Origin of the sequence: Sphaerospermopsis torques-reginae ITEP-024, assembly GCF_019598945.1 — a bacterium.
In the GTDB taxonomy this organism is placed as follows: domain Bacteria; phylum Cyanobacteriota; class Cyanobacteriia; order Cyanobacteriales; family Nostocaceae; genus Sphaerospermopsis.
In genome coordinates this window covers 2,555,177-2,579,713 of sequence record NZ_CP080598.1, presented here as the reverse complement: position 1 = coordinate 2,579,713, position 24,537 = coordinate 2,555,177, and the positions used below count along the sequence as shown (strand labels likewise).

Here is a 24,537-nt window from a genome sequence, read left to right as displayed (position 1 = left end):
TAACTTATAAAAACCCCTTGGATCATACATGAAATTATTATAAACACAAAACAACAAAATAATCAATCCCCAAACCTTGAAAATTCGTGAGTTATTGACACCATTCTCAATAGTATTCTCAATAAGCCCCTGATTATTGCGAAAAAGTGCCAGTCGCAACTTTTTTCCCAAAAAATAGATTTAAAAAAATTATCATTCAGCAAAAAAACTAAATTACAGCTATTTTTTACCACATTCAAAATCAGGGAGAAACAAAAAACCGAATAAGCTAAAATACAAACAGAGTCACTCTTTCTATTGAAAATATACCCATGCTGGAGAATCTGCAAACCCAAATTTATCAAATCGAACAATTTGCCAACACCCTGGTTACTAACCAACTCACTCACCTTAGCGTTATCAGTATCGCTATTATTTTCGCTGCTGGTTTACTGACAAGTTTAACACCGTGTATGCTATCAATGCTGCCAATTACTATTGGTTATATTGGCGGTTATGAAGCAAAAAGTAGATTACAAGCTGCTGCACAATCAACCTGGTTTGCATTAGGATTAGCTACTACATTAGCAGGTTTAGGAATTATAGCAGGTTTGGTAGGAAAAGTCTACGGTCAAGTAGGAATTGGTCTACCAATTATTGTTAGCATTCTCGCTATTATTATGGGGTTGAATTTATTAGAAGCCTTACCTTTACAATTTCCATCTTTAGGTGAAACAAATTGGATATCTAATGATTTACCTCCTGGTATTCGTTCCTACTCTATTGGTTTAACATTCGGGTTAGTTGCTTCCCCGTGTAGCACACCAGTTTTAGCCAGTTTATTAGGTTGGGTTGCTAATACTCAAGATTTGCTTTTAGGTGCAGTTTTACTACTTGCTTATACTGCGGGATATGTGACACCTTTAATTTTAGCAGGTACGTTTACTGCAACAATTAAAAAACTGCTAGAATTGCGTCGTTGGTCTGGTTGGATCAACCCGGTTAGCGGTGCTTTGTTAGTGGGTTTCGGGGTGTTTTCTTTACTTTCTCGTCTTCCCCTTGGTAGTTTATAAAGTGATAAACCGCAAAGTATGCAAAGTACACAAAGAAGAGAGAAAGAATTCAGAAATCAAAAAAATTGCCTCATCTTCACCAGGAATTTATTACGTTTGTAAACCATGACTGTAGATAATTCGACATCCAAAGAATTTAATTTGTTTTCTGTTCCGGTTCGCTTTTTGAAACGGGAAATTTTACCTGTTATTACTGATTTAAGGTTAGCAATTATTTTGTTATTAATTATTGCCCTTTTTAGTATCAGTGGTACGGTAATTGAACAAGGACAAACACCCGCTTTTTACCAAGCAAATTACCCTGAACATCCCGCTTTATTTGGTTTTTTGACTTGGAAAGTTATTCAAGTTGTGGGTTTGGATCATGTTTATCGTACTTGGTGGTTTTTGGCTTTATTAGTGTTATTTGGTACGAGTTTAACTGCTTGTACTTTTACCCGTCAGTTACCAGCTTTAAAAGCTGCCCAAAAATGGCAATATTATGATGATCCGAAGAAGTTTAAAAAGTTAGCTTTGAGTGCAGAATTAAATGATGTTGCTTTAAATTCCATCACTCCAATTTTAACAAAAAACCGTTATAAAATCTTTCAATCATCAGAAAAAAATGATATTCTCTATGCTCGCAAAGGTATCATCGGACGCATTGGACCGATTATTGTACATATCGGTATTGTGATGATTTTACTGGGGGGTATTTGGGGAGCAATGACGGGTTTTATGGCTCAAGAAATGATTGCTTCTGGTGATACTTTCCAGGTAAAAAATATCATTGATGCGGGTGCTTGGTCTTCTCAAGATGTATTAAAAGATTGGTCAGTAAAAGTTAATAGATTTTGGATTGATTATACTGCAAAAGGAGGTATTGATCAATTTTATTCTGATTTATCTGTTGTGGATAATGAAGGTAAAGAAATAGATCATGAAAAGATTTATGTGAATAAACCTTTGCGTTATCATGGTGTGGTTTTTTATCAAACTGATTGGGGTATTTCCAGCGTGAGAGTTAAACTCAATAATAGTCCCATTTTCCAATTACCAATGGCGTTGTTAGATACTAAAGGTAAAGGTAGACTTTGGGGTACTTGGATACCTACAAAACCAGATTTAAGTGAAGGGGTTTCCCTGTTAGCTAAAGATTTACAAGGCATGGTTTTAATATATGATGGTCAAGGAAAACTAATTAATACCGTGCGTTCAGGAATGTCTATTCCTGTAAATGGGGTAAATTTGAAAGTTGTTGATGTGGTAGGTAGTACGGGTTTACAAATTAAATATGATCCGGGTATTCCTATTGTTTATAGTGGTTTTGCTTTGTTGATGTTGGGTGTGGTGATGAGTTATTTTTCCCATTCCCAAATTTGGGCTTTGCAAAAAGGTGATGTTTTGTATATTGGTGGTAAAACTAACCGCGCTCAAGTTACCTTTGAAAGAGAGGTTCTGGGAATTTTAGAACAACTGACTCAACCAGCTACAAAATAATTTTTTAAATTTGGGCAACAATAGCAATTAAGTGGTGTATTTTATAGGTATGATACCGCTAATTAAGGTGCGTATATCCTATGGATAAATCAAAAATACAGTCACTAATTGCTATTATCCACCAAGAACTCATTCCCAATTTCGTGATTGAAAGTGTCCATCCCCACAACCCGATAGAAGTACGCGCTATCCCCTCTCCCTGGGAGTTGTTGGGTACAGGAAACTATGCAGCGGTGGTTGTTCATCCTGAATATCCTGATGTGGTGGTGAAAATGTACGCACCTGGTCGGCCTGGGTTTGAGGAAGAATTGGAGGTCTACCAGCGTCTTGGTTCTCATCCTGCTTTTTCTGAGTGTTTTTATGCTCATGATGGTTTGTTGGTTTTGAAAAGATTATTTGGTGTTACTCTTTATGACTGTTTACATCGAGGTTTGCGTATTCCTCCCAAGGTAATTAAAGATATTGATTATGCTTTGGACTATGCTCGCACTCGCGGACTTTACCCCCATGATGTACATGGTAAAAATGTGATGATGTTTGAGGGTAGGGGTTTGGTGGTGGATATTTCTGATTTTCTGCAACAGGAAAAATGCTCAAAATGGGATGATCTCAAAAGAGCTTATTATTTGATATATTTGCCTATTTTTTACACTTTGCGGTTACGAGTTCCTTATCCTTTGTTAAATAAAGTCCGTAAAACTTACCGTTTTATTAGGTCTATTTCTGGTCATATTTTGGCATTTATTAATAGGTTAATGGGTAAGAAGTCTCTCAAAAATTAATCAGGTTAATTATGCCTAAGAAAATTAGGGAATTAAAGAAAATGCTCAAAAAAGCAGGTTTCACAGAACGTCCAGGTAAAGGAAGTCACACTAACTGGACTCATCCATTATATCCTGGAAGAATTACAATATCAGGTAAGGATAGTAAAGATGCTAAACCATATCAAGAAAGTGAAATTCTAGAAGCAATAGAAATTATTAACGCCAAAGAAAATGAACAAAATTAATGGGACAATGGATAAATTAAGATATCAAATGATCATTCAATGGTCAGAGGAAGATGATTGTTTTTTAGTTAGTTTACCTGATTTTCCTGGACAAAAATGGCGCACTCATGGAGAAACTTATGAAGAAGCTGTTGCTAATGGTAAAGAAGCTCTAGAATCTTTAATAATTTCTTATGAAGCTGATGGTGAATCTTTACCTGAACCTAATATTTATAAAATGGCTGGTTAGTGATAAAAAAATCTCCAAAACATTATGTAATGAGGACTGAAGTCCTCACTACATAACTTATTAGATAACTGGTTATTTGCGTTTTTTATGCTTTACTTCTACTACTGTATGCACATTTCCACGGGGAGTAAAATCAGCTTTTACTGTCATTTTCAAAGGATCGCAAGCTGCAACTACATCATCTAAAATTTGATTTGCTGTTTCTTCGTGGGAAATATAGCGATCGCGGTAACTGTTAATATACAGTTTTAAAGCTTTCAATTCTACTACCTTTTCATCCGGTACGTAGGAAATGTAAATAGTCGCAAAGTCAGGATAACCGGAAAAGGGACATTTACAGGTAAATTCGGGTAAAGTAATATCAATATTATATTCTCTACCTGGACGCGGATTGGGAAATGTAATTAGTTTTCCTTCTTCAATCTCACGTTCACCATATTTCATTTCTGGTTTTGCGGTGGTTACTGTTTCAGACAAGGAATTACTCATAAACTGATTTGGGAAAAAATTCTAGAAAAATGCAGAGATTCATGAATACTAATAATAATTTAACATTTACAACACCTAATTTCACGCTTAAAATTCACTGTTGCTCTTTTCCCAGTCTGGGCAATTTTCGTCATCCCAACCGTGGGGGTGCATTGCACAAACTAACAAATTACCACCATAAGCTTGACCATGATAATTGTTGCAACCTATACAAGCGGGATTTTGTTCAGCAGTTGCTTCTACCTGATATGGAAAACCTGGATCTACATCTGTCACCACGTCTTCCAGTTCCCAGTATGCTTCCATCAGCGGTTCTGCTAATTCCTGTAAATACTGGTCAATTTCCGCAGCAATGTTATTCTGTACCTCGAAGGTAATTTCTTCCGTTAGCTCAAAAAAAGCATCTACCATGTCATTAATTCCTTGGAAGAAGTTTTCGACTTCATCAGCCACAGTTTCGATGATATCAACTAAGTCTTTTTGCCACGGTTCCATAAGCTTAACTGTCTTACTGGCTACAAACAGGACGCTTCCGGTTTCTCGGTTGTCAGTGTGATCATAACTGGAATATAGTCATAAATGCACATCCAACCAGTTTTAGTTTTAGCGTCATTCCCCAAATTAACCCAAATTAAACATTTCAATCACAACTCCTGCTGAGGTTCAGGGTAGAAATTAGTTTTTACTGAGTTCTTACTGATCGCGTTTAAGCTGTTCTAACTGTTTTTTCAGGTCTAGCACTTGTTGACGCAGGTGATCCACGTTTTCTTTGGGAGTTTGTTTAACAGTCGGTTCTTCATCTTCCCCTATTATTTCGATGCGACGGGGTTCAGAAGCTTCTGTTTTTTCTGTGGTTTCACCAGATGTTTGGTGCTGTTGGGCTTGTCTCATCATATCTTCTACGAAACGACGAGCTTCTTCTGTGTTCATTTCGCCCTTGGCCACCATTTCGTCAGCCAGTTTTTGGACTTGCGATCGCAGTTCCGCTAATTTCCCCCCTGCTTTTTCGCCTGCGTAAGAAGCCAAGCCTACACCCAGGTAAAAAGCTTTTTGTACAATATCTCCAAAACCAGGCATTGCTGCAAAGCACTCCTAAAAATAGGGCGACCCGGAGACTACGCCTATCGCAAGCATCCCGTATTGCTGCTACCTTCCGGTCCTGACAAAGTTTGGGCGTTGAGATCGCATAGATCCAGGTCTGAAATCATCATAACATCAAATTTCTAAAAATGTGCATCATTCCACAACAATTTTCCATTCGTAAAGTTGATAACTCACACAACCGTTGACTACTAAGGGATCAGCAGCCACGATGGACTGCGCTTCATCCATTGAAGTTGCCTCAAACAACATCATCCCCCCTCCTTTTTGCGCCCAATATCCCGTTTTAGCTTTATGTCCTTTATCTATCAATGCTTTGACGTAAGCTGTATGGGCTGGTACATATTGATCAAAGGTGGGCTTATCCACTAAACCTGCTTCAATTTTGACAAACCAAGGCATAATAATTAGGTAGTTTAGATTTTTCTTAAATTATCATATTGGTAATTGGTAATTGGTAATTGATAATTGATAATTGATAATTGATAATTGATAATTGATAATTGATAATTGATAATTGATAATTGATAATTGATAATTGATAATTGATAATTGATAATTGATAATTGATAATTGATAATTGATAATTGATAATTGATAATTGATAATTGATAATTGATAATTGATAATTGATAATTGATAATTGGGTTATTAACTTCCTCCTGACTGCTGACTGCTGACTCCTGACTCCTAAAATTATGAATCGTTTTTTTATTGCTATTCTTCCACCCCAACATATTCAAGATTACGCTAACGAAATTAAACAACATTTTGTTAATAATTATGGTAGTCGGGGCGCTCAAAATTCCCCTCCACATATCACTCTACAGCCTCCTTTTATGTGGGAAAAAAAGGAAATATCAATTTTAGAAACCTTTATGGAAACTTTCGCCAAAAAGCAGAATTACTTACCCATTACACTTGATGGTTTTGCGGCTTTTCCTCCTCGTGTTATATACATAAATGTAGTAAAAAGTCAAGCAATTTTAAAATTACAATCAGATTTAATGAATGATATAGAAAGTAGTTTGGGAATCATCGGTAAAGATGGGAAAAATCACTCTTTTACCCCTCATCTTACCGTAGCCAGGAGAGATTTAAAAAAACATCATTTTCCTGCTGCATGGAATGACTTTAAAGAACGTCAGGTATATTTTGAATTTACAGCCTCTCATCTTACCTTGCTACTCCATGACGGCAGACAGTGGAACGTTAAATCAGAGTTTTCTTTTCAGTAATGAATCTTTAAAAATATTTAACTTTTTGTAACCATAAATATCTACCCTTTGGGGGATAATGAGGGAATAGTAAGTTGATTTTCCAACTATCTCCCAGTATAACTTTATGACAACCGAATTAATTCTCAATTCTAATGAAATTCTGAAACTAGGATCTGAAGGGGCAAAAGTTGAGCAGTTGCAACAAATATTAAAGATTCTCAACTTTAATCCTGGTACTATAGATGGTGATTTTGGGAATAAGACTTTATTAGCAATAAAACAGTTTCAAGAACAACAGGGAATTGAGGCTGATGGTATTGTGGGAACAAGTACACAAAATGCTTTAAACAATGCTTTAAATAAGACTCTGGCAAAGTTAAATTCTGGTCTTTATGGTGGTGCTTCTGGGAAACTTCCACTTCCAGGAGTAGCACTGATCAAAGATTTTGAAGGTTTATATTTAAATGCTTATCCTGATCCGTTAACTGGTGGTAAACCTATTACTATTGGTTGGGGAACGACTCGCAAAAAAGATGGTAGTGAGTGGAAATTAGGTGAAACAATTACGAAAGCAGAAGCGGAAGAATTGTTAATGATGCAATTGGAGGAAAAATATTTACCATCTTTGCAAAAAATTCCTGTATGGAATGAGTTGAATGTTAACCAACAAGGTGCTTTATTGAGTTTTGGTTATAACTTAGGTGCTAGTTTTTATGGAGGAAAGAATTTTCAAAGTATTACTAGAGTTCTGCAAAATAAACAATGGGATGAAATTGAAGAGACGTTTGTTAAATACAGAAACCCTGGTAGTCCGGTGGAAGCAGGGTTAAGAAGGAGGAGAGAAGCGGAGGCTAAATTGTTTTTAACTCCTGTACTTTAAAAAAATTAAATCATGTAGGTTGGGTTGAGGAACGAAACCCAACATTTACAAACCCAAAACTTACGGAATTTTGTTGGGTTACGCTGTCGCTTAACCCAACCTACAAAAATCCTGATAGCTGAATGCTTGCATTTATAACTTATCCAATAATGCTAAAATTCTTTGTAATTCTCCACAAGCAGCTTTGAGAGAAGAAACTGTTACTACCTTACTACAAGAAGAATACCAATTAAATGAACCATGAAGACACGAAGAACACGAAGTAAGAAGAGAAGAATATAGGTAATTTTAAACCGGGAAGAGAGTATTTTATATGAGTAGGTTAAGATAGTTAAAGAAGGGAGTCAAGAATCGTGGATAAACAAAATAATCAACAGGAAAATAGTGAAAACTTAATAGATGCTTTAGATAAAATAGATTTCAGTAATATAGATGTACTTGTAAAGTTTTATCAGAAAAAGTTATCTACTAAATCTAAACCTTTTTTACAGAACTTTGCTTTTGTAGGCTTAGTATCAATTTCCGTTCAATCCGATCCTAGCCCTCGAGAAAACCCAAAATTTAGCACTAGCTACCATCAAGAAATTAAGGAATTTAATCGCAATAGCTTTGGAGAAAAATTTTTATGGATTTTAAAAATTGACGGATTTAATATTTCCAGATCCGCTATACATACAGAAAATGAAACATTTGAATTTGGCACAGGAGGTGGAGGAATCAACATTAACTTTAATCGACCTTCTTAGTACATTTGTGGAAATATCTCTAGCTTATATTTGCATCCTTAATAGAATAAAAGCGTAGTAAGTAGTAAATTACTATATCATATAGGGTTTAATTAAAAAATAAGTATAGTTAAAATTTAGAAACAGGGTGTATTTGTACACTTTAGAGCATTGATTTTTAAGAAGTTTCAATTGGTATATAAATTCTGATATACCTAAGAATTACTATTAATGAGATCGAGTGTAGACTTTGAGAGTCAAAAAATTTTGTCAAATCTGTTGTCCATCGCATCTGGAAGCCTGATCACAGGGTAAACTGATGGAATTGACTGATCAACATTAGTGAACTTATGACTGCGTTTTTATTAGAAGTTGGTACAGAAGAACTACCCGCAAGCTTTCTGAGTGGTGCGATCGCACAATGGCGATCGCGTATTCCTCAAACTCTGGAAACTAACAGTCTCAAAGCGGAAACGGTGGAGGTTTTTGGAACTCCCCGACGGTTAGCAGTTCTCATTACCGGTTTACCATCTCAACAACCAGACAAAGAAGAAGAAATTAAAGGACCACCTGCACAAGCAGCATTTAAAGATGGTCAACCTACCAAAGCAGCAGAAGGTTTCGCTAAAAAACAAGGTGTGGAACTGTCAGGTTTAGAAGTGCGTTCTACGGATAAAGGTGATTTTGTCTTTGTGAATAAAAAGACACCAGGACGACCAGTAGCGGAGATTTTAACCGAACTTGTACCCCAGTGGGTTTGGAACTTGGAAGGAAAGCGGTTGATGCGGTGGGGAAGTGGTGACGGTAGGTTTTCCCGTCCTATTCGCTGGTTAGTTGCTTTATTAGATGGGGATGTTTTACCCTTAGAATTGCAGAACGGTGAGAAGATAGTTAAAAGCGATCGCATTTCTCCAACCCATCGCGTTTTACATCCCGAACCTGTCACCATTTCCCACGCTACAGAATATGTAAATACCTTGCGTTCTGGTTATGTGATCGTTTCCCCAGAAGAACGGGAAAAAATCATTGTTGAACAAGTAAAGAAAGCAGCAAAAGATGCTGGTGGCTCTACAGTATTTTACCCTGACTTATTAGAAGAAGTCATCAATCTTGTTGAATATCCATCCGCAGTTGTGGGCAAGTTTGAACAAGAGTTTTTGGAGTTACCTACAGAAGTAATTACAGAAGTTATGGTAACTCATCAGCGATATTTTCCTGTGTTTAAAGATGGTTATCAGCAAGAATTATTACCAAATTTCATCACTATTTCTAACGGAAACCCCGAAAAATCAGATATCATTGCTGTTGGTAATGAAAGAGTAGTTCGTGCTAGGTTAGCAGATGGTAGATTTTTCTATGAATCTGATAGAGATAAACCCTTAGAAAGCTTTTTACCCCAACTAGAAACAGTCACATTTCAAGAGGATTTAGGTTCTGTCCGCGCCAAGGTAGATCGCATTGTTAAAATTGCAGAAAAAATCAGTAATCAATTGCATTTAGAGGAAGAACAGCACCAAAAAATCCAAAGAGCAGCTTTATTGTGCAAAGCAGATTTAGTAACTCAAATGGTGTTTGAGTTCCCAGAATTACAAGGAATTATGGGTCAAAAATACGCCTTAGCTAGTGGTGAAGATGCAGAAGTTGCAAGGGCAATTATGGAACATTATTTACCAGCAGCAGCAGGTGATATTTTACCTTCTACTCTTTCAGGTCAAGTTGTAGCTTTGGCTGACAGATTAGATACATTAATTTGCATATTTGGATTAGGTTTAATACCTACAGGTTCTTCTGATCCTTTTGCATTACGTCGGGCTGCTAATGGATTAATTAACATTATCTGGGCAAGTAATTTAATTATAAATGGACAAGTTTTAAAGGGAGGATTAAAACTTAACTTATCCCAGCTATTAGAGCAAATAGCCACAGAATTTGCAACCACATTTAATAAAGATGCAAAATCTTTAATCGCCACATTACGGGAATTTTTCCTGCAACGTATCCGCACCTTATTACAAGAAGAAAAACAGATAGATTATGACTTGGTAAATGCGGTATTGGGAGAAAACGATCCAGAGTACACAGAACGCGCATTACAGGATTTATTGGATGTACGCGATCGCGCAATTTATTTACAACAAATCCGCAAAGATGGTACATTAGAAAAAATCTATGAAACCATTAACCGTTCTACTAGACTGGCTGCACAAGGTGATTTAGATTTCCAACAATTAGAACCAAAAACATTAATAAATCCTGAATTATTCCAAAAATCATCGGAATCAGCATTTTATAACGCCCTAGTAGAATTAGTACCCCAAACCCAAACCGCACAGCAAACACGCAACTATCAACTGTTAATAGCAGCACTAGAAAAAATTGCTCCCACCGTGAGTAAATTTTTTGATGGAGAAGATAGCGTTTTAGTCATGGACCCAGACCCCAATATTAAGCGAAATCGGTTAAATTTGCTGGGATTATTGCGAAATCATAGCCGTGTATTAGCTGACTTTGGCGCAATTGTGAAAAATTTGTAAAAAATTTGTAGCAAAAGTAATCAAAAACAGGTGTAATTTTTGCCAATTAACGCTAGTATAGGGTAGCTTAACCAGGGATGCTACACAGTCTATGCCAGAAGCTCTTGTGATAGGATTGGGAAAGTCCGGTGTTGCTGCGGCAAGATTGTTGAAACAGGAAGGATGGGAGGTGGAACTTTGCGATCGCAATACCTCCCCAAACCTCCTGGAACAACAACAAGAACTTGCTAAAGAACAAATTACCGTCAAATTAGGACACACCCCAGATTTTGAAAGTTTAAATTTAGCTAACAAATTACCTAAATTAATAGTAGTTAGTCCTGGTGTACCTTGGGACATTCCTATCTTGTTAAAAGCGCGAGATTTAGGAATAGAAACCATTGGGGAAATGGAACTCGCATGGAGACATTTACAAAATATTCCCTGGGTAGCAATTACTGGTACAAATGGGAAAACCACAACCACCGCTTTAACTGCGGCCATTTTTCAAGCTGCCGGTTTTAATGCTCCTGCCTGTGGTAATATTGGTTTGGCTGCTTGTGAGGTGGCTTTAAATCAAAAGCAAATTGAAGAAAACGAACCACGAAGAACACGAAGGACACGAAGGGGAAAGGGTTTAAGAGAGATTGTAAATGAGTCTTATTTGGTTGAAGAAAGAAGTAAGGAAGATACACAAGAAGCAATCCAAAATCCAAAATCTAAAATCCAAAGTTCTGTAGATTGGGTAATAGGTGAATTAAGTAGTTATCAAATAGAATCTTCCGTAACTCTTGCACCGAAAATTGGTATTTGGACAACTTTTACTCCAGATCATTTAGCCCGTCATCAAACATTAGAAAATTACTACAATATTAAAGCCAAACTGTTAAAAAATTCCCAGTTGCAAATATTTAACGGTGATGATGTTTATTTAAACAAAATTGGTTTAAATCAATGGGATAATGCTTATTGGACAAGTGTAAAAGGGGCAGATTTCTTAATAGGTGAAAAAGGCTTTTATATAGAAAATGGCTGGGTAATAGAAAAATTATCTGCAAGTTCTCAACCTCAGAAAATTGTCGAAGTTTCTGCTTTGCGAATGGTAGGAGAACATAACCAACAAAATTTATTAATGTCAGTTGGTGCAGCGAGATTAGCAGGAATAGAAATAGCAGCAATTTGTCGCGCTGTGAGTGAATTTCCTGGTGTTCCCCATCGCTTAGAACATATTTGTACATGGGAAAATATTGACTTTATTAATGATAGCAAAGCCACAAATTATGATGCGGCTGAAGTTGGTTTAGCATCGGTAAAAAGTCCTGTAATTTTAATAGCTGGTGGAGAAGCAAAAGCAGGGGATGATACAGCTTGGTTAAAGAAAATTCAAGATAAAGCTGCTGCTGTTCTACTCATTGGTAGTGCTGCAAATGCGTTTTCTCAAAGATTAAAAGAAGTGGGATATAATAACTTTGAAATTGTGGAAACAATGGATCAAGCTATTCCCAGATCCGCAGAATTAGCGAAAAAATATCAAGCGTCAGTAGTGTTATTGTCTCCTGCGTGTGCGAGTTTTGATCAATATCCTAATTTTGAAATTAGGGGTGAACATTTCCGGGAGTTGTGTTTAAATTGGGTGGATAAGATGGAGGGATAATTTAACGCAGATACACGCAGATAGACGCAGATGAAAGAAAAAATTAATTAAAATATCTGCGTTTATCCCAAAAACCCCAATTTAAAAAACATCACCGGAACAAAACGAAAAACTCTCTAAAAAAGTCTTACCTTTGCGTACTTTGCGTCCTTTGCGGTTAAAATAAAAATAAATGTACACATTTAGGATCATCCCCATTCATCTATGGATAAAAAATATAAATTAACTCTGAAGATAGATAAATTATCAAGTTCATAAATGGTTAAATTCAATAGAGTCTTTCACTTCTGTAAAACAAGGTTTGGTAAAAAAACCAAGCCTTTTTTATCAATTGATAATTGATAATTGACAATTGACAATTGTTTCATTAAAATTTTAAGTAGTCGTGCAAAATCTGAAAACTATTCGTTTACGCACTTTTATTTCTTTAATCATTATTCTCATTACAGGACTTTTATACAGTAAATACCGTTATTCTGTTTCTTGGTTAAATCAAGAGGTAGGAGGTGTTTTTTATGTGATATTTTGGTGTTTATTGGCCTTTCTATTTATTCCCACCCGTCGCGCAGTTTGGCAAATTCCATTATGGGTATTAGCAATTACTTGTTTCATAAAATTCTTGTAATTATGGCATCCCCCATTTTTAGATTATTTACCTTCATTTTGGTGGGGAAAAATGGTATTAGGAAACGTATTTAATTGGGCAGACTTTACCTATTATTTTATTGGTAGTGGTTTAGGATTGCTAGGATTAAAATTGTTAATTCAGGTAAATAAAAAGTAAAAAATGGCGGGCAAGATGCCCACCCCACAAGAATTTTCTTATTACTTCTTTCCCTTCCTTTCTTCCTTTGCGTCTTTGCGTCTTTGCGTGAGATATAAAATAAACTAACCCAAAAACAACTTATAAGCAGGATTTTGACTTTCATCCCAATAACAATAACCCAAAGAATCAAGAAACTCCTGCCATTCATTCATCTCATTAGGAGGAACTTGCATTCCTACCACAATTCGCCCATAATCTGCCCCATTATTGCGATAATGAAATAAGCTAATATTCCAATCAGGAGACATAGAACCCACAAATTTCATCAACGCCCCAGGACGTTCAGGAAATTCAAACCGATATAATAATTCATGATCAGCAAGTTGAGAATGTCCCCCTACCATGTGCCGTAAATGTAATTTTGTTAATTCATCATCTGTTAAATCAATAGTTTTTAAACCGTTATTTTCAAACTTTTCGACAATTTTCGCTGCATCGGCGCGGTTTTCAATTTGCACACCGACAAAAATATGAGCTTCTTTGGTATCGGCAATACGATAATTAAATTCTGTTAAATTGCGATCGCCTAAACATTCACAAAACTTACGCAGACTTCCTGGTTTTTCAGGAATATTCACCGCAAAAATCGCTTCTCGACGTTCTCCAAATTCTGCCCTTTCTGCCACAAACCGCAAGCGATCAAAATTCATGTTAGCACCGCAAGCTACAGCAACCAGATTTTGCCCTTGTATTTGTTCTCGTTCTGCATAAACTTTAGCCGCAGCTACAGCCAACGCTCCCGCAGGTTCTAAAATAGAACGGGTATCTTCAAATACATCTTTTATCGCTGCACAGGTAGCATCGGTATCCACCAAAATAATTTCATCCACATATTGCTGACACAAGCGGAAGGTTTCCTCTCCCACTTCCCGCACTGCTACCCCATCAGCAAACAAACCCACCTGAGATAAGCGTACACGATGACCGGCTTTAAGAGATTGAGACATTGCATCAGCGTCTACGGGTTCAACACCGATAATTTTGATTTCGGGACGCAAGCGTTTCACGTAAGCAGCGATACCAGCAATTAAACCACCGCCACCAATAGCGACGAAAATGGCGTGAATAGGTTGTTGATATTGGCGTAAAATTTCCATCCCGATAGTCCCCTGGCCAGCGATGACATCAGGATCATCAAAGGGATGTATAAAGGTTAACCCTTTTTCCGCTTCTAATTTCCGGGCGTAGGCATAAGCGTCATCATAGGTATTTCCATATAAAACCACCTCTCCCCCCCGTGCTTTGACGGCGTTAATTTTTACTTGGGGAGTGGTGACGGGCATAACAATAATAGCTTTTGTACCTAAGCGACTGGCAGATAAAGCCACACCTTGGGCGTGGTTTCCCGCAGATGCAGCAATTACACCTTGTTTGAGTAAGTCTGGGGGGAGGTTGGCCATTTTGTTATATGCACCCCGCAGTTTAAAGGAGAAGACAGACTGCATATCTTCTCGTTTGAGTAGCAGTTTGTTGTTGATGCGTTTGGAGAGGTTGGGGGCATATTCCAGTGGTGTTTCTTGGGCTACATCGTAAACGCGGGCTGTAAGGATTTGTACTAGGTAGTCGCAGAACATATCAAGGAGGGAATTGGGGTTGGATTGTTAATTTTACCGCTTGTTGGGTAGTTGGGGAGATGGGTTTGGAAAATGCACCTCTAATAGTACGTTAATATGTTATAGTCACAATCAGGTTTTCTAGAGACTACGATTAATTTACTGTCTATTTTAAGTTAAATAAAATACAATGTATTACGAAGTATATGAAATTACATTCATTAGAAATAAAAAACTTTCGTGCCATTGATGATATTTCTTTGGATTTTACAGATTTACTTGGTCGTCCTCGACCTATTAATTTAATTGTCGGTCCTAATGGTTCTGGTAAAACTTCAATTTTAGATGCTATTCATGTTGTAGTTAAAGTATTTGAAAATCCACAAAACCCATCTTTAAGAGAAGGATTAGAATACAATATACAACAATTAGTTAGAGGTAGAGGTACTATAGCTCAAATCACATTTGAGTATTCTATTGAACAAGATGAAGCAGAAGCTATTAATGATGTTTATTCATCACTTGAATTGCCACAAAACTTTAATTTATCCAAGCCAGTTCCACCTTTAGGAAATCCAGCAAAAGTTATTTGGTCTTTTCCCAATAAACCAAAAGCAAAGAGTTTATATCATTATAGTTGTACACCTAAAGATGCTATTAAAGTTCTAGGTGCAAGAGGCAGAGTTTCTGAATCAGTCGATAGAAATCTGTATACATCACAAATATTTAATAGAATTGGTGGTGTTTGTTATTTGGATCAAAGACGTACTGTAAGATTATTGAAGAGTTTTGATAAACAAAATATAGAAGATAAAAATGCACATAGTGATGTTTTATCTTGGTTAATTGAATATTACCGTAAACATTTAACATGGAATGAAGAAAAATATGGTGAATCCTATTGGAAGCGAGTACAAAGATTATTTAATAAAATTTGTTTTCCTTCAGAATTAATCGGTTTAGAGTCTGGACCGGATTCTGATACTTTGATTCTCAAAAGAAAAGGAATAGAATATGATTTATTACAAATGAGTTCAGGGGAACATCAAATTTTAAGAATCTTAATTGGGTTAGCAGCAGACACTGCTAAAAATTCTATTGTTCTTATTGACGAAGTGGAACTACATTTACATCCAGCTTGGCAAAAAAGATTAATCCAAGTTTTGCGGGGGGATGACTTCAATAATCAATATATTTTTACAACCCATTCTCCAACTGTAGCAGAAATGTTTTATGATTCGGAAATTATTAAATTGGGTGATTTGGGAGAAAAATAATGGAAATACTAGATAACTTTTTATATATTTTGATAGAAGGTGAACCAAACAGTCCCGAACGAGGATTTATTAATAGAGTTTTTGAGAAACTCAAGTATCAAGGACTGTTATCAAATATTAATTATAAAGTACAGGAAATAGGTGGTAGTGGAAATTTTAATTCTATAGCTAAATTAATCTATCAAAAAAGTAATTTACATCAAAGTATACCCGTGATTGGGATTTCTGATAGAGATTTTAGAACCCAAAATATGATTGAGAGAGAGCTTTCTAGACAGGATAATCAATTTATTATAAGCAAATCTGCTAGAATAATTTATTGGGGAAGACATGAATGGGAAAATTTTTTACTAGAAGAAACAGAAACTATAGCTAATTTATTAAATCAGATACCTACTCAAAAATTAGGTGAAAATAAACCATATAGAAAGAATACTGGACATAATTTAACTAAACCACAACTAGATGAATGGCTAATACAATATTTTCAAGACTCGATTATAAAAGAATTATTAGAATGTTTAAAGTTTCAGTTCCGAGAAAATGCTAATTTTAGAATAACTTTAGATAGGCTAGATTTCAACTTCACGACTCTGGAAGAGATTAAAAATTGGTTTACAAGTCAGATAGGTACTAAATCTGAAGAATCTAAAAACAAAATATTGACTTTAGAAAATATGTTAGAGAATATATTGTTAGGTGAGGATTTTCAGTGGCAAATTTATATTGATAATCAGGAGGAACTTGACTTTCAACAAGCTAAAATATTTCTGAGAGGTAAGGAAGCAATCAAGTATTTATGTGGAAAAGCTATTCAAGAGTTGAAAATTCAAGATTTAGATTATGAGATTTTTTGCAAAGAATTACTCTTACCAGAATTAGGAAAAAATACAAATTCTCTGATTGTTCAAGAGTTGGGTTTAATGTTACAACCTTACTTTGAACAAGCTGCTAATCTCACAGAAATAGAATAAAAGTGAGATATATTAATTGCTAGTTTATTAAATAAAAACCATCCTGTAAATCCTTAAATCCTGGACATCCTGATTCTGACAAAAAAATTAATCCTGTAAATCCTAAAATCCTGGATATCCTGATTCAGACAAAAAAATCAATCCTGTAAATCCTCATTTACCCACCTTTATACGACAAATCCAACAAATTCGCCAACTTATAAACTATCCGCGCACCTACATTACCATCCCATTCTGCATCACCAACTTCATTCACATCAAACCCAATAATTTTTCTCCCACTCTTCACAACTTCCCTAAATAAACAATAAACCTGCTCTAATTCTAACCCACCCGGAACAGGAGTTCCCGTATTGGGACAGAGTTTAGGATCTAAACCATCAACATCAAAACTAATATGCACATTCTCAGGTAAGTTCCCTACTATTTCCTGACATAAATCCATCCAAGTTTTACCAGCATATTGTTGTTGTTTGATCGCTGAATCATAATAAGCAACAACCCGATTATTTGAACCGTTAATTATTTCCACTTCGTCAATACAAATATCCCGCAAACCCACCTGCACTAACTTAGAAATTTGCGGAATTTTCAAAGCATTAAACATAATTGAAGCATGGGAAAATTCAAAACCTTCGTAAGCGTCTCTTAAATCGGCGTGTGCATCAATATGTAAAATTCCAAAATCAGGATATTGATTTCCTAAAGCTTGGAAATAACCCAAAGGTGAACTATGATCACCACCGATGACAGCAACTTTTTTACCTAAATTCATTGCTTGCTGACATTGGTTAAACAACCATTGATTTACCTGTTCACCCGCTTGATTAATTTCTGTGAGGATAGGTGTTAAATCTGGTGCGTCTGTTAATGCTTTACCTTCAGCTTGTCTGGCAATTATTTTAGCAGCTTGTTGACGATAATAATTATTTTTATCTAAAATATCTTGAGAAATTTCAACTAAATAAATTCCCTGTTTCCAACCATCAGGATGATCAAAATCAAACAAATCTATTTGATAGGAAGCATCTAAAATTCGCTGTGGTGCATTCGCTGTTCCCGCACCATAAGAAACCGTGACTTCCCAAGGAACGGCAAAGATAATTAAATTAGCAGTGTTATAATCATAAGGTAAACCTAAGAAATTACCATTAATTTCTGCTATGCTACTAGGATTGTAGTCTGGGATGTGATTACTCATAGTTTATTTTTTGGATATATAGCAACAGATAAAACACTGTTGAGAGGACATTGTTATTGTACCAGAATAGACCATGAAAATCACATAAAAATAAAATTACAACATTAAAAAAAGGTTTGGCTGTGAACCAAACCTCAAAAATTGCTGTGCTTAACAACGTACTAAATTAATTTAGTTCTTGTCTGCTTACAGATCATCTTCCTAGAGGATGTGTCCAAATATTCCAAAAACTGATAGAGCATTACTTGGTGAAAATCTTAAATATGGTTCTATTTAGCAGTATTAAATTATTTAAGTATCTATCTAAAGAATGAAAAAGGCTTGGACTCAAGCCAAGCCTTTGTATATACCAGGTGTTTACCATATATAGTTAATTTAAACTCTGTTTTCTTCTAATTCATCTCTCTATCAGATGAGTACAAAATTCATAAAACCTGCTAATAAGTACCACTGAAAATCAAACATCAATCTGCATAAAAAAATACCCTAGACTATTATCCAGGGTAAATACACGTTTTTCAGGCATTAATAGGCGAAATAATACTCTCTTTAAATCGCTATTTCTACTACCTAAAGGGTAATTAAAATAGATTTTTATATTGTGTGTGAGTAATAATTTACTTGTGGGAATAGTTGTGGGAAAATCCAAGCGTTGCTATTTATCTACCACAAAAAAGGCTTGGTTTTTCGCCAAGCCCAGATATATACCAAGTGTTTACCATATCTAGTTAATTTAAGCTTACTTAGATTTTATATCATCTACCTAGAGGATGTATACAAATATGAGTTTACCTGTTACTAGCTGAATTCAATATACCTGTCAAAAAATTATTCTTTCTTCCTAGAGTTGACATTATTCAACCTACAATAATTGAGAATAATCGAAAGTGTCAATGTCAAGAATGATGACTAAAAAAGAAAGGCTTGATCACAGAACAAGTCTTGAGTAGAAGTAGATTATATTTCTATAGATACTTTATGGGGTAAATTAATCAGTCTCTAGGAAAGATGATTTTTGAGAAAATTAATATTCTTTGCTAATTTGTCTCATCATAAAAAAAAGGTTTAGCTCGGCTAAACCTCCATAGAAAGCAGTTATTCGACACACCAAGATTAATTTAATTCTACTCCTATTTATAGTCATCTTCCTGTAGGATGTGTCCAAATAATTAGATATATGATACGGAATTACAATGTTTAAAAAAGTTAATTAATCTACTATCACAAGATAGATAAAAATCAAAATCGTTAGCTTTTTAAACAATTTCATCACTGATTAAGTTCTCAAAACATTTTAAGTATTTAGCCCTATCATTTCTTGATACCCAGATCCCCGACTTCTACGATCAATTCACAAAATCCGACTATCTTCACGCCCATGCCATGAAAAATACTCCTGATGGAACAGTGAAATTTCATACCAAATTTCCCCAGTCAGGAACTTATAAAATGTGGATGCAATTTGACCGCAATGGTAAAATCAAAACCGCAGACTTTTGGGTAAATGTAGAATAGAAAATAATTTGTAATTTAGGTTGCGTTCAGCGATAGCGCAACAAAACTAAGGTTTGTCAATGTTGGTTTACCCTACCTTAAACTGCTTTGTGTCTAAATTCCATCGCTTTGTAGCACTAACGCGAATCCCAACCTACGAATAGCAATCAACAAAAATAAAGCTGTTTAAAATGACACTTGTTGTCTATGATTATTTTTGTATATTTTCCCTAGTCATATCTTAGCCATACATGATAGATAACAATCACATCTTATTACGTAATCTTTGGTACTACGCATTACCTAGTCATCTTCTCAAACCAGGTAAAATGGTATCCCGGATTTTTTTAGGAGAACCCGTACTGCTGATGAGAAATAAAGAAGGTCAAGTTTTTGCAGTGCGTGATATTTGTCCTCATCGTGCAGTACCTTTAAGTTGTGGTAGATTCAATGGTCAAGAAGTAGAATGTTGTTATCATGGTTGGCGCTTTAATCCAGCGGGAAAATGTGTAGAAATTCCATCATTATTACCAGAACAAAACATAGATTTGAGTCGTTTTGATGTGCAATCATATCCTATTTATGAGACTCAAGGCAACATTTGGATCTACATAGCCGACAGCGAAAAATCTCAAGTCAACGCTGATCAAAAAGATGTTCCCATAGTTCCTGGTTTTCCTGAACAACAACCTCATTTAGTAGAAGTAATGCGGTTTCCTTGCTTTGTAGATCATGCGGTGACAGGTTTAATGGACCCTGCACATTCTCCCTATGTACATCGAGTTTGGTGGTGGAGAAGCGGAGAACTACATGAAGAAGTCAAACAATTTGATCCTTCACATTATGGGTTTACAGTCAGACGACATCAATTATCTGATAACATGGAAAATATGAGCCGATTATATTGGTTAGTTGGTGGAGGAATACCCGAAGTAGAAATTTCTTTTCGTTTACCAGGAGTGAGAATAGAAGAAATTACATTTGGCAAACATCGAGTTTGTAATTTAACTGCAGTCACACCAATTTCTGAAATCGAAACAGAAGTAAATTTTGTGCTTTATGGTATACCAAAATGGTTAAGAATATTCACACCTTTGATTCATATTTTAGCCAGAAAATTTTTAGATCAAGACCGCACAGTAGTAGAAAAACAGCAAATTGGACTTAAATATAATCCAGTTTTACGACTTATCAAAGATTCAGATATGCAAGCACAATGGTATTATCAATTAAAACGAGAATTTGCCCGTGCAACATCTGAAAAACGAGACTTTATCAATCCTGTAAAAAGTGTATTATTGCGATGGCGTGCTTAATATTTTAGTTCTGATTACACATTAAAAGATTACAAATTCCAACATTTTCCTTTTTGTGGGGTGGGCATCCTGCCCGCCCGAAAATCTTAAATCTGCTGTATTTAATAACTTCTGAATATGACAATTATCGTTTTTGGCAGCATAAATATAGACCTAGTAGCAACCACATCCCACTTACCTATTCCTGGGGAAACATTGCTAGGGGAAAGCTTTTTTACCACCCCTGGAGGTAAAGGTGCAAACCAAGCAGTTGCATTAGCAAAATTAGGAATACCCACGCAAATGATCGGGCGTGTAGGTGCTGATAATTTTGGTGCAGAACTCATTAAAAATTTGCAAAATTGTGGTGTTAAAACTGAAAATATCTTAATTGATGAAACCGTCAGTTCTGGGGTTGCAGTTATTACTGTAGATCAGCAAGGGGAAAATAATATCATAGTTATTCCCGGTGCAAATGGTAAAGTTAATCAAGATGATATCAATAGATTATCTAATTTATTGATAGATGCAAAATTCCTACTTTTACAACTAGAAATTCCTTTAAAAATAGTAATTTTAGCAGCCCAAAAAGCCAAAGAAGCAAATATAAAAGTTATTCTCGATCCTGCACCAGCACCACATAATTTACCAGATGAAATTTACCCATTAATTGATATTATTACACCCAATGAAATTGAAGCCAGTCAATTACTAGGTTTTACTGTAAACGAACCAGAAACAGCAGCAAAAGCCGCTAATATTTTATTGCAAAAAGGTGTAAAATGTGCAATCATTAAATTAGGTGCAAAAGGTGTTTTCTGTGCAACTAAAGAAGAGAGTTTTTATATTCCAGCATTTTCAGTTAATGCAGTAGATACCGTTGCGGCTGGTGATGCTTTTAATGGTGGTTTAGCAGCAGCATTATTTGAGGGAAAAACATTAAGAGAAGCTGTAGTTTGGGGTGCAGCAGCAGGAGCTTTAGCAACCACAAAATTAGGGGCGCAAAGTTCTTTTCCTGATAGAATTACTTTGGATAAATTCGTAATTTGTAATTCGTAATTTACTCGTTTTACTCGTTCCCATACTCTGTATGGGAATGAATTATTAAAGGCTTTGCCTTTAGTCAAATTAGAGTCAGAGACTGGGAACGAGGGAAATCCAAAATTTTGACTCCTGACTCCTGACTCCTTTAAACTCCTATATCTTCATTCCATAATTCAGGGTTTTCTGCTATAAATTGACTCATCATTTGTTCACATTCATCCAGGTTGAAATCTATAACTTCCACACCATGAGAAACCATAAATTCTTTTGCACCAGGAAAAGTTCTCGACTCTCCTGCAATTACTTTTTTAATCCCAAATTGTACTACAGCACCGGCACACAAATAACATGGCATTAATGTAGAATATAAAGTTGTACCTTTATAATTACCAATTCTCCCTGCATTTCTTAAACAATCAATTTCCGCATGGGTGACAGGATCACCATCTTGAACCCGTTTATTATGACCTCTACCAAGGATTTTCCCATCTTTGACCAAAACAGACCCAATGGGGATTCCGCCCTCATTTCTGCCTTGTTTTGCTTCGCTAATTGCAGCTTGCATAAACTCATCCATTTAACTAACTCCTGATATGAAAAAACAACTGGTATTAATGGATCATGATGGTGGTGTGGATGATTATTTAGCCACCATGTTACTGTTGACGATGGAACATATCGAACTTCTTGGTATTGTCGTCACTCCCGCAGACTGTTATATTCAATCTGCTGTCAGTGCAACTCGCAAAATAATGGACTTAATGGGATTTTCTCATATTCCGGTTGCTGAAAGTACAGTGAGAGGAATTAATCCTTTTCCCCGTCTTTATCGTCGTGATTCATTAATTATTGATCATTTACCTATTCTCAATCAACAAGAAAAAATTAACACTCCTTTACTAGAAGAAACAGGTCAAGATTTCATGGTAAAGGTGTTAAGGGAAGCACCAGAACCAGTTACTTTGATGGTAACAGGACCTTTAACAACTGTAGCGGTAGCATTAGAAAAAGCACCAGAAATTGAAAAGAAAATTGAAAAAATAGTTTGGATGGGGGGAGCGTTAAATGTTCCTGGAAATGTCGAAAAAGGAATAGAACCAATACAAGATGGTTCAGCAGAATGGAATGTTTATTGGGATGCGGTTTCTGCGGCAAAGGTTTGGAAAACGCAAATTGAAATTATTATGTGTCCTTTAGACTTAACAAATAATGTACCCGTTACATCAGATTTAGTACAGAAAATGGGTAAACAATATAATTATCCGATTTCTAATTTAGCTGGTCAATGTTACGCCTTAGTTATTCCCCAAGATTATTATTTTTGGGATGTTTTGGCAACAGCTTTTTTAGGAAAACCTGAATTTTATGAATTGCGAGAATGGGAAACAGAAGTTATTACTCAGGGTGTGAGTCAAGGTAGGACTAAGGTAGTTGCTGGAGGGAAAAAAATAAAGGCTATGGATAAAGTGGATAAGGAAGCTTTTTATAGTTATATTTTACAACAATGGAAACGGTGAATGGAGTAGGTGTTTTATAGCTGAGTTGAGATAATTTTTTTGTGTAATTAATTGAAAATACAGCAGTTCCCAGTGTTATGAGGTACAGATATTAATTGTAAAACTCTTGTATTGCAGGCATAATTCGACAAGCTCAGTACAAGTCTTGGCTGCTAAATGGGTACTCGATATCTTCGGAAACTGGTGTAAAAGTGGGGGATATCATTGCAGAAATATCCCCGATTTCTGATATCAATTTTATCATGAAAGGGATAATTAAAAATAGAAGTCGGGGATCTGGTTGTTGATTACTCTGTTAATTTACCTTTTAATCTACGAATTTCTTTCAGTTGTTCAAAGTCTTTGTTTTTTGTGCCACCATCATATTTCCAAGCATATCCTTCGGCAACCATCAGATCATTAAGACATACATCGTCAACGTATAACATGCCCAGTATTCTCCCATATTTTTCTGTGCTGTTTGGAAGTTTTGTTTTAACAAGAATTTGATGTTTATTGTCTAGTTGTTTTTTTAGCCATTCTTTAGCTTCAAGACCAAGTTTTTTTTCATCAGTATTCGTTGTTCTGCTTTCTGGGGTATCAATACCATCAAGACGAATGCGCTTAGTCAGGGAGATATCAAAACCAAGGTCAATATCAGCATCAATAGTGTCGCCATCTACGATTTTTTGAACTGATTTGATTCTATAAATGTATGGATCTCTGTCTGTCATTGCTAAGGTAATCCTAAGTTGGTTGAGGTTTCGATTAATTACAGCAGGAGTCAGCAGTCAGGAGTAGAGACATTTCCTGCAATGTCTCTACTTGCTGTATGGGTTTGAATTTAGATTCTGTATCTTATTGATCTGGAATCTACTCTATTTTTATTCCCTATGGAGGAAGCGATCGCTCTATTTTAGTCTCTTTTCCCCTCTGGTGTCTAGAGTTATTTTGTGAAGGTTAATGACAAAACTTAGGAAACTGACACAAGAGATATCTGGTGAAAATTATCTAGTGACAATTAAT

Annotated in this window: 23 protein-coding genes, 1 other RNA gene and 2 pseudogenes; 17 read left to right on the top strand and 9 right to left on the bottom strand. The window is 35.7% G+C overall.

Features of this window, described 5'->3' with window-relative positions; all coding sequences use genetic code 11:
* The first annotated feature begins 311 nt into the window (after window positions 1-311).
* The 5 genes from K2F26_RS12060 (at window position 312) to K2F26_RS12040 (ending at window position 3,769) form a co-directional block, all read left to right on the top strand.
* The gene (locus K2F26_RS12060) at window positions 312-1,052 is read left to right on the top strand and encodes a cytochrome c biogenesis protein CcdA (RefSeq protein WP_220611671.1); all 741 of its coding nucleotides are present in this window, start codon (window positions 312-314) and stop codon (window positions 1,050-1,052) included.
* Window positions 1,053-1,157: 105 nt separating this feature from the next.
* Window positions 1,158-2,531 carry a cytochrome c biogenesis protein gene (locus K2F26_RS12055; RefSeq protein WP_220611670.1) on the top strand — a complete coding sequence of 458 codons (1,374 nt, stop codon included), beginning with the start codon at window positions 1,158-1,160 and terminating at the stop codon, window positions 2,529-2,531.
* 80 nt (window positions 2,532-2,611) lie between these two features.
* Window positions 2,612-3,313, top strand: a complete 702-nt coding sequence (locus tag K2F26_RS12050) for a serine/threonine-protein kinase (RefSeq protein ID WP_220611669.1) — start codon at window positions 2,612-2,614, stop codon at window positions 3,311-3,313.
* An 11-nt stretch (window positions 3,314-3,324) separates the two neighbouring features.
* Entirely contained in the window at window positions 3,325-3,540 is a 216-nt protein-coding gene (locus K2F26_RS12045; protein WP_220611668.1) for a type II toxin-antitoxin system HicA family toxin, read from the top strand.
* 7 nt (window positions 3,541-3,547) lie between these two features.
* Window positions 3,548-3,769, top strand: a complete 222-nt coding sequence (locus K2F26_RS12040) for a type II toxin-antitoxin system HicB family antitoxin (protein ID WP_096572740.1) — start codon at window positions 3,548-3,550, stop codon at window positions 3,767-3,769.
* 72 nt (window positions 3,770-3,841) lie between these two features.
* Here the strand turns inward: K2F26_RS12040 and queF are convergent, their stop codons facing one another.
* The 5 genes from queF to K2F26_RS12015 form a co-directional block, all read right to left on the bottom strand.
* Entirely contained in the window at window positions 3,842-4,258 is a 417-nt protein-coding gene (gene queF / locus K2F26_RS12035; RefSeq protein WP_220611667.1) for a preQ(1) synthase, read from the bottom strand.
* A gap of 87 nt (window positions 4,259-4,345) precedes the next feature.
* Window positions 4,346-4,753, bottom strand: coding sequence for a hypothetical protein (locus K2F26_RS12030; RefSeq protein ID WP_220611666.1), 408 nt, complete (start codon window positions 4,751-4,753; stop codon window positions 4,346-4,348).
* A 198-nt stretch (window positions 4,754-4,951) separates the two neighbouring features.
* Window positions 4,952-5,335, bottom strand: coding sequence for a phasin family protein (locus K2F26_RS12025; RefSeq protein WP_194053630.1), 384 nt, complete (start codon window positions 5,333-5,335; stop codon window positions 4,952-4,954).
* A gap of 25 nt (window positions 5,336-5,360) precedes the next feature.
* Window positions 5,361-5,457, bottom strand: an RNA gene (gene ffs / locus K2F26_RS12020) — signal recognition particle sRNA small type.
* A gap of 37 nt (window positions 5,458-5,494) precedes the next feature.
* Window positions 5,495-5,761 carry a YciI family protein gene (locus K2F26_RS12015; protein WP_220611665.1) on the bottom strand — a complete coding sequence of 89 codons (267 nt, stop codon included), beginning with the start codon at window positions 5,759-5,761 and terminating at the stop codon, window positions 5,495-5,497.
* Between the two features lie 296 nt (window positions 5,762-6,057).
* Here K2F26_RS12015 and K2F26_RS12010 point away from each other — a divergent pair, with 296 nt between their 5' ends.
* From K2F26_RS12010 to K2F26_RS11985, 6 genes and pseudogenes are all read left to right on the top strand, one after another.
* Complete coding sequence (locus K2F26_RS12010) at window positions 6,058-6,597, top strand: 2'-5' RNA ligase family protein (protein ID WP_220611664.1); 540 nt, start codon at window positions 6,058-6,060, stop codon at window positions 6,595-6,597.
* 106 nt (window positions 6,598-6,703) lie between these two features.
* Window positions 6,704-7,459, top strand: coding sequence for a glycoside hydrolase family protein (locus K2F26_RS12005; protein WP_220611663.1), 756 nt, complete (start codon window positions 6,704-6,706; stop codon window positions 7,457-7,459).
* Window positions 7,460-7,812: 353 nt separating this feature from the next.
* Entirely contained in the window at window positions 7,813-8,205 is a 393-nt protein-coding gene (locus K2F26_RS12000) for a hypothetical protein (protein WP_220611662.1), read from the top strand.
* A gap of 329 nt (window positions 8,206-8,534) precedes the next feature.
* Window positions 8,535-10,718 carry a glycine--tRNA ligase subunit beta gene (gene glyS, locus K2F26_RS11995; RefSeq protein WP_220611661.1) on the top strand — a complete coding sequence of 728 codons (2,184 nt, stop codon included), beginning with the start codon at window positions 8,535-8,537 and terminating at the stop codon, window positions 10,716-10,718.
* Window positions 10,719-10,809: 91 nt separating this feature from the next.
* Window positions 10,810-12,351: a UDP-N-acetylmuramoyl-L-alanine--D-glutamate ligase gene (gene murD, locus K2F26_RS11990; protein WP_220611660.1), complete on the top strand. Its 1,542-nt coding sequence runs from the start codon at window positions 10,810-10,812 to the stop codon at window positions 12,349-12,351.
* 385 nt (window positions 12,352-12,736) lie between these two features.
* Window positions 12,737-13,135 (top strand): annotated as a pseudogene (locus tag K2F26_RS11985) (ribosomal maturation YjgA family protein).
* 104 nt (window positions 13,136-13,239) lie between these two features.
* Here the strand turns inward: K2F26_RS11985 and ilvA are convergent.
* Window positions 13,240-14,751, bottom strand: a complete 1,512-nt coding sequence (gene ilvA / locus K2F26_RS11980; protein ID WP_220611659.1) for a threonine ammonia-lyase, biosynthetic — start codon at window positions 14,749-14,751, stop codon at window positions 13,240-13,242.
* 185 nt (window positions 14,752-14,936) lie between these two features.
* On the opposite strand from ilvA, the gene K2F26_RS11975 reads away from it, so the two are divergent.
* Both K2F26_RS11975 and K2F26_RS11970 read left to right on the top strand, forming a co-directional pair.
* The gene (locus tag K2F26_RS11975; RefSeq protein ID WP_220611658.1) at window positions 14,937-16,007 is read left to right on the top strand and encodes an AAA family ATPase; all 1,071 of its coding nucleotides are present in this window, start codon (window positions 14,937-14,939) and stop codon (window positions 16,005-16,007) included.
* Window positions 16,007-16,981 (top strand): hypothetical protein, encoded by a 975-nt coding sequence (locus K2F26_RS11970; protein WP_220611657.1) that lies wholly within the window; start codon window positions 16,007-16,009, stop codon window positions 16,979-16,981. Before K2F26_RS11975 ends, K2F26_RS11970 begins: the two co-directional genes overlap by 1 nt.
* A 157-nt stretch (window positions 16,982-17,138) precedes the next feature.
* Here K2F26_RS11970 and K2F26_RS11965 read toward each other — a convergent pair whose 3' ends face one another.
* On the bottom strand, window positions 17,139-18,182 hold the full coding sequence (locus K2F26_RS11965; protein ID WP_220611656.1) for an agmatinase family protein: 1,044 nt from the start codon (window positions 18,180-18,182) through the stop codon (window positions 17,139-17,141).
* Between the two features lie 1,353 nt (window positions 18,183-19,535).
* Here K2F26_RS11965 and K2F26_RS25185 point away from each other — a divergent pair.
* The 3 genes and pseudogenes from K2F26_RS25185 to rbsK form a co-directional block, all read left to right on the top strand.
* A pseudogene (locus K2F26_RS25185) lies at window positions 19,536-19,697 on the top strand (DUF8832 domain-containing protein); the annotation flags it as partial.
* A 230-nt stretch (window positions 19,698-19,927) separates the two neighbouring features.
* Window positions 19,928-20,992 (top strand): Rieske 2Fe-2S domain-containing protein, encoded by a 1,065-nt coding sequence (locus K2F26_RS11960; RefSeq protein WP_220611655.1) that lies wholly within the window; start codon window positions 19,928-19,930, stop codon window positions 20,990-20,992.
* Window positions 20,993-21,109: 117 nt separating this feature from the next.
* Window positions 21,110-22,030 (top strand): ribokinase, encoded by a 921-nt coding sequence (rbsK, locus tag K2F26_RS11955; RefSeq protein WP_220611654.1) that lies wholly within the window; start codon window positions 21,110-21,112, stop codon window positions 22,028-22,030.
* A gap of 130 nt (window positions 22,031-22,160) precedes the next feature.
* On the opposite strand, the gene K2F26_RS11950 is transcribed toward rbsK, so the two are convergent.
* A complete protein-coding gene (locus K2F26_RS11950; protein ID WP_220611653.1) occupies window positions 22,161-22,592 on the bottom strand; it encodes a nucleoside deaminase in 432 nt (143 codons plus the stop codon).
* 16 nt (window positions 22,593-22,608) lie between these two features.
* On the opposite strand from K2F26_RS11950, the gene K2F26_RS11945 reads away from it, so the two are divergent.
* Complete coding sequence (locus K2F26_RS11945) at window positions 22,609-23,532, top strand: nucleoside hydrolase (RefSeq protein WP_220611652.1); 924 nt, start codon at window positions 22,609-22,611, stop codon at window positions 23,530-23,532.
* Between the two features lie 287 nt (window positions 23,533-23,819).
* Here K2F26_RS11945 and K2F26_RS11940 read toward each other — a convergent pair whose 3' ends face one another.
* The gene (locus K2F26_RS11940; protein WP_220611651.1) at window positions 23,820-24,245 is read right to left on the bottom strand and encodes a thermonuclease family protein; all 426 of its coding nucleotides are present in this window, start codon (window positions 24,243-24,245) and stop codon (window positions 23,820-23,822) included.
* Window positions 24,246-24,537 lie beyond the last annotated feature (292 nt).